The organism is Herbihabitans rhizosphaerae, assembly GCF_004216555.1.
Taxonomy (GTDB): domain Bacteria; phylum Actinomycetota; class Actinomycetes; order Mycobacteriales; family Pseudonocardiaceae; genus Herbihabitans; species Herbihabitans rhizosphaerae.
Map to the genome: position 1 here is coordinate 693,797 of NZ_SGWQ01000001.1, position 11,763 is coordinate 705,559.

General features: G+C 69.5%; 14 protein-coding genes. 8 read left to right on the forward strand and 6 right to left on the reverse strand.

Going from position 1 to position 11,763, the window contains the following annotated elements:
- Positions 1-92 precede the first annotated feature (92 nt).
- Both EV193_RS03545 and EV193_RS03550 read right to left on the reverse strand, forming a co-directional pair.
- The gene (locus tag EV193_RS03545; protein WP_130342463.1) at positions 93-1,082 is read right to left on the reverse strand and encodes a TerC/Alx family metal homeostasis membrane protein; all 990 of its coding nucleotides are present in this window, start codon (positions 1,080-1,082) and stop codon (positions 93-95) included.
- Between the two features lie 5 nt (positions 1,083-1,087).
- Positions 1,088-1,573 (reverse strand): winged helix-turn-helix transcriptional regulator, encoded by a 486-nt coding sequence (locus EV193_RS03550; protein WP_130342464.1) that lies wholly within the window; start codon positions 1,571-1,573, stop codon positions 1,088-1,090.
- Between the two features lie 93 nt (positions 1,574-1,666).
- Between EV193_RS03550 and EV193_RS03555 the strand changes: the two genes are divergently transcribed.
- A complete protein-coding gene (locus EV193_RS03555; protein WP_130342465.1) occupies positions 1,667-2,320 on the forward strand; it encodes a DUF899 domain-containing protein in 654 nt (217 codons plus the stop codon).
- A 6-nt stretch (positions 2,321-2,326) separates the two neighbouring features.
- Here EV193_RS03555 and EV193_RS03560 read toward each other — a convergent pair whose 3' ends face one another.
- From EV193_RS03560 to EV193_RS03575, 4 genes are all read right to left on the reverse strand, one after another.
- Positions 2,327-3,301 carry an esterase/lipase family protein gene (locus EV193_RS03560; protein WP_130342466.1) on the reverse strand — a complete coding sequence of 325 codons (975 nt, stop codon included), beginning with the start codon at positions 3,299-3,301 and terminating at the stop codon, positions 2,327-2,329.
- Between the two features lie 113 nt (positions 3,302-3,414).
- Complete coding sequence (locus EV193_RS03565) at positions 3,415-4,248, reverse strand: class II fructose-bisphosphate aldolase (protein WP_130342467.1); 834 nt, start codon at positions 4,246-4,248, stop codon at positions 3,415-3,417.
- Positions 4,226-5,155 carry a 1-phosphofructokinase family hexose kinase gene (locus EV193_RS03570; protein WP_130342468.1) on the reverse strand — a complete coding sequence of 310 codons (930 nt, stop codon included), beginning with the start codon at positions 5,153-5,155 and terminating at the stop codon, positions 4,226-4,228. Before EV193_RS03570 ends, EV193_RS03565 begins: the two co-directional genes overlap by 23 nt.
- On the reverse strand, positions 5,152-6,087 hold the full coding sequence (locus tag EV193_RS03575; RefSeq protein ID WP_242613110.1) for an ROK family protein: 936 nt from the start codon (positions 6,085-6,087) through the stop codon (positions 5,152-5,154). The genes EV193_RS03570 and EV193_RS03575 overlap by 4 nt, the downstream gene beginning before the upstream one ends.
- 175 nt (positions 6,088-6,262) lie before the next feature.
- Between EV193_RS03575 and EV193_RS03580 the strand changes: the two genes are divergently transcribed.
- The 7 genes from EV193_RS03580 to EV193_RS03610 all read left to right on the forward strand — a co-directional run bounded on the left by EV193_RS03580 (position 6,263) and on the right by EV193_RS03610 (position 11,749).
- Complete coding sequence (locus EV193_RS03580) at positions 6,263-7,048, forward strand: DeoR/GlpR family DNA-binding transcription regulator (protein ID WP_130342469.1); 786 nt, start codon at positions 6,263-6,265, stop codon at positions 7,046-7,048.
- A 75-nt stretch (positions 7,049-7,123) separates the two neighbouring features.
- Positions 7,124-7,999, forward strand: a complete 876-nt coding sequence (locus EV193_RS03585) for an SIS domain-containing protein (protein ID WP_130342470.1) — start codon at positions 7,124-7,126, stop codon at positions 7,997-7,999.
- 50 nt (positions 8,000-8,049) lie between these two features.
- The gene (locus EV193_RS03590) at positions 8,050-9,180 is read left to right on the forward strand and encodes an ABC transporter ATP-binding protein (RefSeq protein WP_130342471.1); all 1,131 of its coding nucleotides are present in this window, start codon (positions 8,050-8,052) and stop codon (positions 9,178-9,180) included.
- A gap of 135 nt (positions 9,181-9,315) precedes the next feature.
- Entirely contained in the window at positions 9,316-9,645 is a 330-nt protein-coding gene (locus EV193_RS03595; RefSeq protein ID WP_165401201.1) for a YbaB/EbfC family nucleoid-associated protein, read from the forward strand.
- Positions 9,642-9,950, forward strand: coding sequence for a YbaB/EbfC family nucleoid-associated protein (locus EV193_RS03600; protein ID WP_130342473.1), 309 nt, complete (start codon positions 9,642-9,644; stop codon positions 9,948-9,950). Before EV193_RS03595 ends, EV193_RS03600 begins: the two co-directional genes overlap by 4 nt.
- Positions 9,951-9,966: 16 nt before the next feature.
- Positions 9,967-10,278, forward strand: a complete 312-nt coding sequence (locus EV193_RS03605) for a hypothetical protein (RefSeq protein ID WP_130342474.1) — start codon at positions 9,967-9,969, stop codon at positions 10,276-10,278.
- Positions 10,268-11,749, forward strand: coding sequence for a cysteine peptidase family C39 domain-containing protein (locus tag EV193_RS03610; protein WP_130342475.1), 1,482 nt, complete (start codon positions 10,268-10,270; stop codon positions 11,747-11,749). Before EV193_RS03605 ends, EV193_RS03610 begins: the two co-directional genes overlap by 11 nt.
- The last annotated feature ends 14 nt before the right edge of the window (positions 11,750-11,763 follow it).

Sequence of the window (11,763 nt, forward strand, 5' to 3'; positions counted from 1 at the left end):
AAACTATGTCACGCGAGGTCATCACCGTGGCATTTTGGCGCGATGTAGCCGGATGGTGGCGCTCCGGCGTCGAAATCGGTATGTATCCGTGTCTACGCCGCCTCGTCGGCCTCGGCGCGTCGGGCGGCGAGCAGACTCGCCACGGTGGTCACGAGCAGGATTCCTCCGATGATCCCCATCGAGAGGCCGATCGGCACCTCGGGCACCGATTTCAGCGGCTGGCCGTCGTTGATGAACGGCAGCGTGTTCGTGTGCAGCGCTTCGAGGATCAGTTTCACGCCGATGAACGCGAGAATGAGCGCGAGCCCGTAGGAGAGATAGACGAGCCGGCGCAGCAGCCCGCCGAGCAGGAAATAGAGCTGCCGCAGACCCATCAGGGCGAACACGTTGGCCGTGAACACGATGTACGGCTCTCTGGTGAGCCCGAAGATGGCCGGAATCGAGTCGACCGCGAACAGCAGGTCGGCCGTGGACATCGCGATCACCACGAAGAACATCGGCGTGACGAGCCGCTTTCCGTTCTCGATTACCGACAGCTTCACGCCGTTGTAGTCGGACGTGGCGTTCATGTGCCGGGTGGCCCACCGGATCGCCGGGTTGTCGCCCGCGTCGGCATCCTCGGATTCGGTATGCGGTTTCGCCATTCGAATCGCGGTGATCAGCAGGATGAGGCCGAAGATGTAGAAGATCCAGGAGAACAGCGCGATGAATCCGGCGCCGAGCGCGATCATTATCCCGCGCAGCAGCAGGGCGATGATGATGCCGATGAGCAGGGCCGTCTGCTGGTACTCCTTCGGCACCTTGAATCTGCTCATGATGATGAGAAAAATGAACAGGTTGTCCACCGAGAGGCTGTACTCGGTCACCCATCCGGCGAAGAACTCACCGGCGTATCGAGAACCTGCTATCGAGCCGACCATGATTCCGAATATGACCGCGAGCCCGATGTAGAAGGAGATCGCGAGCACGCATTCCTTGGTGGACGGCACGTGCGGCCGCCTGCCGAGGATGAACACGTCGAAGGCGAGGAACGCGCCGAGAATCGCCGCGGTAATGACCCAGGTCCACACACCGACACCCATGGGGATCAGTCTCCTGGGGCGCGCTCCGTCTGGCCAGCCGACGCGATCCCCGGGCCGGGCAGGATGTCGATGTCGGTGGCGCGCATCGGCTTGTCGCACACCGAACAACGCAGCTCGACGTGGCTGATCTCGCCGCACGCGTGGTGCCGGTACAACACCGGCGGGCCGGCCTCGCCCGCCGTGAAGCGATCACCCCAGCGCACCATCACCAGCAGCAGGTCGCACAGCTCGGTGCCTTTCGCGGTGAGCACGTACTCGTGCCGCGGCGGGCGGCTGGAGTACTCACGGCGCTCCAGCACGCCGTTCTCGACCAGCCATCTCAGCCGCTCGGCGAGCACCTTGCGGGAGATCCCGAGGTCCTGCTGGATCTGCTCGAAGCGGGAGATGCCCACGTAGACGTCCCGCAGGATCAGCGGGGACCACGGCTCGCCGATGACATCGAGCGTGCGGGCGATCGAGCACGCCATGTCGCCGAACCGGGTGCGCTGCATGCGCGAATCCTACGCGAGATGGTTCCCTCAAGGAATGCACTCTGCTAGATTCGTTCCCTGAAGGAACTGACCTTCGTCCGAGGAGGTGTACCGATGAACCGCCTGCCTGTCGTGTCCGCGCAGGAATGGCAAACCGCACGGGAAGCGTTGCTGGTCAAGGAGAAGGAGCACACCAGAGCGCTCGACGCGCTGGCCGCGGAACGTCGCAGGCTGCCGATGGTCGCGCTGGACACCGGCCACGAGTTCACCGCGCCGGACGGCGGCACGGCGAGCCTCACCGACCTGTTCGACGGTCGCCGCCAGCTGGTGATCTACCACTTCATGCTGGCGCCGGGGCAGGACTGGACGTGCGGCGGGTGCGCGTCGTTCACCGACAACATCGGCGATCAGTCGCACCTCAACGCGCGTGACACCACCCTGATCCTGATGTCACCCGCGCCGCAGGACGAGATCGAGGTGCTGCGCCGGCGGTATGGCTGGACCGTGCCCTGGTACTCGACTTGCGACGACGGTTTCTACGGCGAGCTCGGCCTCGGCGACGGCTTCGCGCTGACCGTGTTGCTGCGCGACGGCGACGAGGTGTTCCGCACGTACGGCACCACCGGACGCGGAGTCGACCGGCTCCGGCTGGACTTCAACCTGCTCGACATGACGCCGTACGGCCGGCAGGAGGAATGGGAGGACTCACCGGACGGCTGGCCGCAGACGCCCACCATGCAGTGGCTCCTCCCCCGCGACCAGTACTAATCAGTACTAACAGGGCACCACGTCGTCCGGCAGCGGTCCGGACGCGCGCAGCGCGGCGAGCACCATCGTCTGCACGTGCGGGTTGGCCGGTTCCTGTTGGTGTGTAACGGGTTCCGCCTCGCACACCCGGCGCGGCGCGTGCGGCCCCTCGACCAGGTACCGGTGGTTCGGGTCGGCGAAGATGTCGTCGGTCTTGCCGGCGATCGCGGCCGGGCCGATGAACACGTTGGCCGTGCTCTCCCCCGCCACGAACGGGTTACCGGCCCACGCCTCCTCGTTGATCCCGATCGAGGTGTACGAGACGCCGGGCCGCGCCTCCGGATCGTTGACGTACCCCAGGAACCTGCCGCCGTCCAGTTTCAGGATCTCCGGGCACGCCGGGAGCAGCGGCACGCAGCCGATCAGGGTCAGCGGCGAGCTGTTCGCGTCGATGCCGTGGTTCGGGCCGCCGAGGCTGATCACGTCGTCCACCCTCGCGGCGTTGCCCGAACCCTTGAGGTAGGACCGCGTGATCGGCGCGCCCAGGCTGTGCGCGATCACGTGCACCTTGTCCGCGCCCGTCGCGTGCTGGACGCCGCGCACGAACACGTCGAGCTGTGTGGTGCTCGGCGCGACGCGCACGGTCAGGTCGAGCGCGGGATCGTCGTAGTTGGGTGCCGCGTGGTACATCGACAGGAACCAGTTGTGGTTCAACGCGAAGACGCAGTGACCGTCCTCGGTGAGCTTGCGGGTCAGCTCGGCGAACGGGCCGGGGTCGGCCGGGACGCCGGGCACGCCCGTCGCGCCGTGCACGAAGATCACCGGGCGCCCGCCGTCGCGCGGCTTGCAGGCCCAGTCGTTGGCACCCTGGACAGGGGCGACCAGGCCGCGGGCCGCCTTCTCGGCACGCTCACCGTGCGTGTCGGCCATCGCGGGCGTACTGGTCACCAGTGCTGCCGTGACGGCGGCGGTCACGGCCGCCAGCGCGACTCTCTTCAGCATCCCCGACTCCGATCGTGAACCCACCGCGCACCACCGTATCGATTACGAACACCACTGTCCACCAATGGTGCACAGCGCGGGACTCACCGGTGCGGAGCGCGGGACTCGCGAGGTCAGGCGTCGAGGACGTCCAGGAGGCGGGCCACCTCGGCGGCGACGGCGTCGCGGCCGGGGCGCAGGTACTTGCGGGTGTCCACGACCTCGGGGTTGGCCGCCAGGTAGTCGCGCACCGCGAGGGTGAACGCCTTGTTCAAGTGCGTCGCGATGTTCACCTTCGTCATGCCGGCGTGCACCGAACGGGTGAGATCGGCGTCCGGCACGCCCGACGAGCCGTGCAGCACCAGTGGCACCGGCAACGCGTCACGCAGCTTGGTGATCAGCTCGAAGTCGACCGACGCGTCCCTGGTGAGCATCGCGTGCGAGGTGCCGACCGCCACGGCCAGCGCGTCAACACCCGTGGAGTCCACATAGGACAGTGCCTCGGCCGGGTCGGTGCGCGCGCCCGGCGCGTGCACCCCGTCCTTGCCGCCCACCTCGCCCAGCTCGGCCTCGACGTACACGCCGGCCGCCCGGCACTCGCGCACCACGTCGGCCGTCGAGCGCACGTTGTCCTCATACGACATCGTGGACGCGTCGTACATGACCGACCCGAATCCGAGCTGGACCGCTTGGCGCACAAGGGAAAGGTCGGTCGCGTGATCGAGGTGCACGGCGGTCGGCGCGGTCGAGGCGCGCGCGACGGCGAGTGTGGCCAGCCCGATCGGCTCCAGCGCGCCGTGGTAGCGCACCGCGTTCTCGCTGATCTGCAGGATCACCGGTGCGCCGGCCCGCTCCGCACCGGCGACCAGTGCCTCGGCGTGTTCGAGCTGGATGACGTTGAACGCGCCGACGCCCTTGCCGGCCGCCGCGGCCGGCCCCACGATGTCAGCTGTCGGTGTGAGCGGCACTGAGTTCCTCCAGGTGAACGGTCGGTCGAATCCCCCGGCGCGCCTCGACGTCGATCTCGCCGGCGACCGGGGCGAGCACGGCGGCGGCGGACACGGCGGTCGCCTCGGCGAGCACGTCCGGCCACGCCTCCCCCCGCCGCAGGCCGGCGGCGAGCGCGGCCACGCAGGCGTCTCCCGCGCCGGTCGGGTTGCCGCGCAACGGTTCCGGCACCCGGGCAAGCCACGAACCGTCCACTGTGGACAGCAGCAACCCGTTGCCGCCGAGCGACGCGGCCACCGCCCCGGCACCGGCCGTGCGCAGCGCCCCGGCTGCGGCCAGGTGATCCGTCTCGCCGGTCACCTCGAACAACTCCACCGCGTTCGGCTTCACCAAATCCGGGCGCGCGGCGACGGCGGCCCGCAGCGGGTCACCCGATGTGTCCACAATGGACAGAACACCGTGCTCGCGAGCCAGCCGCACCAGCACCGCGTACGCGTCGCCGGCGAGCCCTGGCGGCAGGCTGCCGGACAGCACGACCACGTCGGCGTCGGCCAGCAGCTGCGCGTACCGGGTCAGGAACGCCGCCCACTCCTCCGGCGAGACCACCGGACCGGGCTCGTTCAGCACGGTCGCGTCACCGTCCGCAGTGGACACCACGGCGACCGTGCGCCGGGTCTCGCCGGCCACCGGCACCAGCGCGTCGATCACCTCGACGAGATCGGCACGGACGGCCGAACCCGTTGCCCCGCCGGCGAATCCGGTCACCACGGCGGTCTCGCCGAGCCGCCGCAGCACCCGCGCGACGTTGATCCCTTTGCCACCGGCGCGCGCGTGCACGGCATTCACCCGATGCGAGTGGTGCGGCACCAGGCGCGGCACCTCGTAGGTCACGTCCAGCGCCAGGTTCAGCGTCACGGTGAGGATCACCGGCGCACACCCTTCGGCGTCACGCCGACCTGCTCCCACCCCAGCAGCCCGGCGCCCATGTAGCCGGCGCGGTCGCCCAGCGCGGCCAGCACGACGTCCGGCCGGCGCTGGAAGGTCAGCCGCTTGAGCAGCGTCTCGCGCAGCGGGGCCAGCAGCACGTCGCCGGACTCGGCGAGCCCGCCGCCGATCACCACGACCTCCGGTCCGAGCACGGTGATCGCGATGACCAGCGCGTACGCGAGCGCCTCGATCGCCTCGGCCCACACCGCACGCGCGTCGCTGTCGTCGGCCATCCGCTCGACCACGTCGATCGCGCCGGTCACCCGCGATCCGCTGCGCGCGTTGTACCGGCGCGCCACGGCGGCGGCGGACGCGATCGTCTCCAGGCACCCCCGGTTGCCGCACCCGCACTTCGGCCCGCCGGGCTCGACCACGATGTGCCCGATCTCGCCGGCGTAGCCACCGGCCACGAACGGCTGGCCGTCCAGGAAGATCGCCGACGCGATGCCGGTACCGATCGGTACGAACAGCACGTTGCGCGCCTCCTTGGCGGCGCCGACGCGGAACTCGGCGAGCCCGCCGATACGCACGTCGTGCCCGACCGCGACCGGCAGGTGGGTGCTGGCCGCGACCAGCTCGCGCACGGCGAGGTTGCGCCAGCCGAGGTTGGCCGAGAACCGCACCAGCCCGAGGTCGTCGTCCACGATCCCGGGCACGGCGAGCCCGGCCGCGCGGACCCGAAAGCCCTGCTGGTCACCGACGGCCTGCAACTGCGCGACGACGTCGACCACCTGGTCCGGCCGGGCGATCCCGCCTCGGCGCTCGGTCGGCGTGCGCACCACGTTGGAGGTGCGCAATTCCCGGTCGACCAGTGCCGCCTTGAGGCCGGTACCGCCCAGATCCACGGCGACCACGCGGTCCAGGTTGGCCACGATGTGTACCTCCCGCGATGCCGCGCCAGCCTGTCGACGCGCAATCTTGTTCGTTACGGCCCAAAATAGTGCACTATGAAGCACCCTATGTGCGAGCGTGCTGTGCATACCGTGCGCGAAACTGTATGAAACAGCACCAAGGGTGCTCGTGTCAGCACGCAGGACGGAGATCAGCGTGGACCGTTATGAACGGCTCAGCGCGCTGCTGGAGATGCTCGGGCAGCGCGGCAAGGTCGATGTCGACGATCTCGCGGAGGAACTCGACGTGTCCGCCGCGACGATCCGGCGCGACCTCGACCACCTGGCCGAGCAGCAGTTGCTCACCCGCACCAGGGGCGGCGCGGTGGCCAACAACGTCGCCTACGACCTGCCGCTGCGGTACAAGACCGCCCGGCGTGCCTCGGAGAAGGAGCGCATCGCGCGGGCGGCGGCGAGCATGGTCGGCCGGGGCAGCGTGGTCGGCCTGTCCGGCGGCACCACGGCCACCGAGGTCGGCCGGACGCTGGCCACGCATCCCGACCTGAGCACCAAGGCGGACGGCCCCACGCTGACCGTGGTCACCAACGCGCTGAACATCGCCAACGAGCTGGCGGTCCGGCCGCACGTGAAGATCGTGGTCACCGGCGGGGTGGCGCGGCCGCAGTCCTTCGAGCTGACCGGCCCGCTCGGCACCCGCATCCTCACCGAGATCACGCTGGACGTGGTGTTCCTCGGCGTGGACGCGATCGACCCGAACAACGGCGCCTACGCCCACCACGAGGGCGAGGCCAGCATCAACCGGCTGATGGCCGACCGGTCGAAGAAGGTGGTGATCGTCGCGGACAGCACCAAGCTGGGCGCCACCGCGTTCGCGCAGATCTGCCCGGTGTCCCAGCTGGACACGCTGATCACCGACTCGGCCGCGTCCTCGCCACTGGTCCAGGCGTTCGAGGCAGAGGGTGTGGAGGTAATTACGGTCTAGACCATTGCATGCTTGTGCAACTTTTTGCTAGAAATAACGCATAAACGTGCAACTACGTCCTGTGGTGGAGAACGCATGTCCTACGTCGATCAGGAGATCGCGAGCCAGCCGGAGTGCTGGCGGCGCGCGGCCGAGGTGGTGGCCACCGGCGCGGCCGGCGAGCTGCCCCAGGCCGGCGAGCGAGTCGCGGTGATCGGCTGCGGTACCTCGCTCTACATCGCCCAGAGCTACGCCGTGCTGCGCGAGCGCGCCGGCCAGGGCGAGACCGACGCGTGGGCCGCCTCGGAGTTCCCGACCGGCCGCGGCTACGACCGGGTCGTCGCGATCACCCGCTCCGGCACCACCACCGAGGTGCTCGACGCGCTGCGGAACACGCCCGCCCGGACCGTCGCGATCACCGCGGACGGCACCACACCGGTCAAGGACGCCGCCGACGCGCTGATCGTGCTCGACTTCGCCGACGAGCGCTCGGTGGTCCAGACCCGGTTCGCCACCACCACGCTCACGCTGCTCCGCGCGCACCTCGGCGATGACGTGGAACCCTTGTGCGCCAAGGCATTCGAGCTGCTCACCCAGCCGCTGCCGGACGACGCGGTGAACCGCACGCAGTTCACCTTCCTCGGCGCCGGCGCGACCGTGGGCCTGGCCAACGAGGCCGCGCTCAAGCTCCGCGAGGCCGCCCAGGCGTGGACCGAGTCCTACCCCGGCATGGAGTACCGGCACGGCCCGATCTCCATCACCGACGAGCGCTCGCTGGTGTGGGTGTTCGGCCCGGCGCCGGCCGGGCTGGTCGACGAGGTGAAGGCCACCGGCGCCGCCGTGCGGGCCACGGACAACGACGCGCAGGTCGAACTGGTGCTGGCGCAGCGGCTGGCCGTCGAACTCGCCCGCGCCCGCGGGCTGGATCCCGACCACCCGCGCAATCTCGAGCGTTCCGTGATCCTCAACTGACCCCCGTTTTGCGATAGCGTGCGAGCGCATCGCCGCAGAAGGGACCCGATATGGCAGCCGTGACATTCGAGGGAACGAGCCGCTACTACGCGGGCGTCGACCGGCCCGCCGTGGACAGCCTCGATCTCGAGGTCGCCGATGGCGAGTTCCTCGTGCTCGTCGGCCCGTCCGGCTGCGGAAAGTCGACAACGCTGCGCATGCTCGCCGGCCTTGAGCCGGTGGACGCCGGCCAGGTGTCGATCGGTGAGCGGGACGTGACAAACCTGCCGCCCAAGGACCGGGACATCGCCATGGTGTTCCAGAACTACGCGCTCTACCCGCACATGACGGTGGCCGACAACATCGGCTTCCACCTCAAGATCAAGCGCGTGCCGAAGGCCGAGCGGATGGAGCGGGTGCGCGAGGCGGCGAAGCTGCTCGACCTCACCGAGTACCTGGATCGCAAGCCCGCCAAGCTTTCCGGCGGCCAGCGGCAGCGCGTGGCGATGGGCCGCGCGATCGTCCGCGAGCCGCAGGTGTTCTGCATGGACGAGCCACTGTCCAACTTGGACGCGAAGCTGCGAGTGCAGACCCGCACCCAGATCGCGTCGCTGCAGCGGCGGCTCGGCGTCACCACGATCTACGTGACACACGACCAGGTCGAGGCGATGACCATGGGCGACCGCGTAGCGGTGCTCAAGGAGGGCCTGCTGCAGCAGTGCGACACCCCGGTCGGCCTGTTCGCCAAGCCGGCCAACCTGTTCGTCGCCGGGTTCATCGGCTCGCCGGCCATGAACCTGTTGCGCGCCAAGGTGGACGGCGACGGCGCGCGGATCAACGGGCACACCGTCGGGCTCACCCCGGCCCAGCGGTCGGCGCTGACCAGCGACAAGATCGTGATCGGCATCCGGCCCGAGGGCTGGGAGGTCACAACCGAGGACAACGGCATCTCGGCGACCGTCGAGGTTGTCGAGGAGCTGGGCAGCGACCAGTACCTGTACTGCTCGGCGACCGAGCCGGTGCTCATCGACCCGACGGAGATCGCCGAGGAGACCGCGGACGAGGCCGAGGCGCCGCACTCGCTCACCGTGCGCACGCCGGGCATGTCGCCGGCCCAGCGCGGCGACAAGATCGGGCTGATCCCGAAGACCGGCGCGGTGCACCTGTTCGACCCGGAGACCGGCGCCCGCCTCCCCGGCTAACCCGCCCCCACGTTTGTGGGTCTTCAAGACCCACAAACCCCCGGTCCGTGGTGTCCGCAACGACGGCAAACCCGCCCGCGGCACCTTGGCCAATCCATGAACAGCCGTGTCAGGACGCTGCTAGCGTCTGCCGACATGGCGGCTGACGTGCGTGAAGTGCTGGCCGAGCTGGACGAACAGCTCGGCGAACGGCGGCACACCGGCGAGTCGTCGGACCGTGCCGCCACCGCCGTGGTCGACGGGCGCGGCACCCTGGTGACGCTGTCGCTGTCCGAGGACGTGCTGCGCGGGCCGCACCCCGAATCGCTCGGCACGGCGATCGTGCGTGCCGTGCACGCCGCCCGCGAGTCGGCCGGCGCGGCGTACGACACCTCTCTCCGGGAAACCTTCGCCGATGAGCCGCCACCACCCGCCGACGAGGACTTCTCGCAGCGCAGCCACGTCCGTCCCGAGGAGTCCTGGTGAGCTTCGAGGACGAGGCGTACGCGCTGACCGCCGAGATCAAGGCCAACATCGAGCGGGCCGAGCAGGCCCGCGACTCCGCCGTCGCGCGCCGGTTCGAGCAGAAGATCACCGGCGGCATCGGCACCGTGATCGTGGACGGCGCCGGGCTGCTGCTCGACGTACGGCTGGATCAGCAGGCGATCACCTACATGAGCGCGCGGGCCGTCGGCGACGCGGTGCTGCGCGCGATCACCGAGGCCGAACGGCGGTCGCGGGACAACTACCGAGACACACTCGCGGCCGCGCGCCGCGAGGTCACCGTCTGAGGCGAGGGGGACGGGCGTGCCAGAGGGATTCGAGGTCAGACCGGGAGAGGTCGCGGGTGCCGGGCGCACCGCGTGCGACCTCGCCGAGGCGTTGCGCACCGCGCGAACCACGTGGAACGGCGCGACCAAGGACGGTGGCGCGTGCGGGCTGAGCGTGGCCCGGAACGCGTACACCGGCATGCACGACACCTGGTTCGACGAGATCGGCGTGCACATCACGCTGCTGGAGCAGCTCTGCAAGGAGTTGCGCGCGTCCGCGAACACCTACGGCGGCATCGACACGGCCGTCGGCGACGCCTTCGGCAGGCGAGGCGGCCATGTCCAGTGACGACTACGTGCAGGTCGGCACGCTGATCCGGCGCCTGCAGAACATCGGCAGCCTGCTCAACCCGCTCAACGTGGTGGACCACGTGCGCACCCTGATCGGCGTGCTGTCCCCGCCGCCGGGCAATCCCGAATCGCTGGACTCGATGGCCAGGGCGTACACCGCCGCCGCCAACGCGATCAAGCCGATCGGCGCGGACGTGGCCAAGCTCGGCACCTCCAAGCTCCCCGAGGCGTGGAAGGGCGGCGCCGCGCAGGAGGCGACCAAGGTGATCGCGGCGACGGCGCACGCGGTGGACCGCACGGTGCCCGCGTTCACCACGGCGTCCACCGCGCTGACCACGCTGGCCACCTCGATCCGCGATCAGCAGAAGAAGTACAAGGACCTGATCAAGGAGCTGGGCGACGCGGCGCACGACGCGACCAGCATCGGCGGCCTGCCCATCCCGGACCCGGTCGGCATGGGCAAGCTGGTCGGCAAGGTCGGCACGGTGATCAACGGCCTGATCGAGGTGTACACGGCCAGCCTGAACGCGGCCGACGCGGCGGCCGCGTCGTTCGCCGACGTGAAGGGGCAGGCGCTGGCCGCGGCGGCGGTCAAGGGCGGGCTCGCCGCGGACGACGCCGTGGTGCTCGCCGATATGAAGATCAAGACGCTGAACGGCGACGGGTTCGACGACGGCCTGCTGAACACCGCGCAGCTCAAGCGGGCCGGCGAGAAGCTGGCTGCGCTCAGCCCCGAGGACCGCGCGAAGTTCCAGGGTCTGCTGGACAACGCGAAGACGGACACCCAGCGCGCCTGGCTGATGAAGGCACTGGCCGCCGGGCACGGCGTGGACAAGCTCGGCCCGTTCGCGGACAAGATCCGCGACAAGGACGACAAGTGGCTCGACGAGCACCTGTCGCTGATCGACCGCGGCGGGACCGGCGAGCAGTACCGGGGCAACACCACGCTCGTCGAGCAGCTCGATCCGACCACCTGCGGGTCGACCGCGCTGATCATGGCGAAGGCGGAGAACGACCCGCTCTACGCGCTGGGGCTGACCGAGGGCGACTTCCACAAGAACTTCGAGGCCGAGCAGAAGAAGGTGCACGACAACACGAACACGCTGTGGCCGGAGGCGGCCGGCACCTCGCCGTGGGGCATGACCGACTGGATGAACAAGAACGCGGGCAACGGCGTGGAGTACGAGTACCGCTGGGCCGACGACACCAACCAGCGCGACATCAGCCCGACCATGCGCGACGTGTCCAGCGCGGTGGACAACGGCCACCAGGTACCGCTGCTGGTGGGCGACAACGAGCCGAGGCACTACGTACTGGCCGTCGGCCACTCCGGCGACCAGATCATGATCTACGACCCCAGTTCCGGTGAGACCAAGCCGATCCCGAGGAGCGATTTCCTGGACGGCAAGCTCGGCGACAACACCGGCGGCTTCAAGCACGTGCAGGGAGCCGTACTACCGAAGGGCTGAGACGTATCTGGACG

Excerpts from the sequence above, each read along its gene's own strand:
- EV193_RS03560 (WP_130342466.1), bottom strand. The coding sequence starts at position 3,301 with ATGCTGAAGAGAGTCGCGCTGGCGGCCGTGACCGCCGCCGTCACGGCA.
- EV193_RS03545 (WP_130342463.1), bottom strand. The coding sequence starts at position 1,082 with ATGGGTGTCGGTGTGTGGACCTGGGTCATTACCGCGGCGATTCTCGGC.
- EV193_RS03585 (WP_130342470.1), top strand. The coding sequence starts at position 7,124 with ATGTCCTACGTCGATCAGGAGATCGCGAGCCAGCCGGAGTGCTGGCGG.
- EV193_RS03555 (WP_130342465.1), top strand. The coding sequence starts at position 1,667 with ATGAACCGCCTGCCTGTCGTGTCCGCGCAGGAATGGCAAACCGCACGG.
- EV193_RS03590 (WP_130342471.1), top strand. The coding sequence starts at position 8,050 with ATGGCAGCCGTGACATTCGAGGGAACGAGCCGCTACTACGCGGGCGTC.
- EV193_RS03595 (WP_165401201.1), top strand. The coding sequence starts at position 9,316 with ATGGCGGCTGACGTGCGTGAAGTGCTGGCCGAGCTGGACGAACAGCTC.
- EV193_RS03550 (WP_130342464.1), bottom strand. The coding sequence starts at position 1,573 with ATGCAGCGCACCCGGTTCGGCGACATGGCGTGCTCGATCGCCCGCACG.
- EV193_RS03610 (WP_130342475.1), top strand. The coding sequence starts at position 10,268 with ATGTCCAGTGACGACTACGTGCAGGTCGGCACGCTGATCCGGCGCCTG.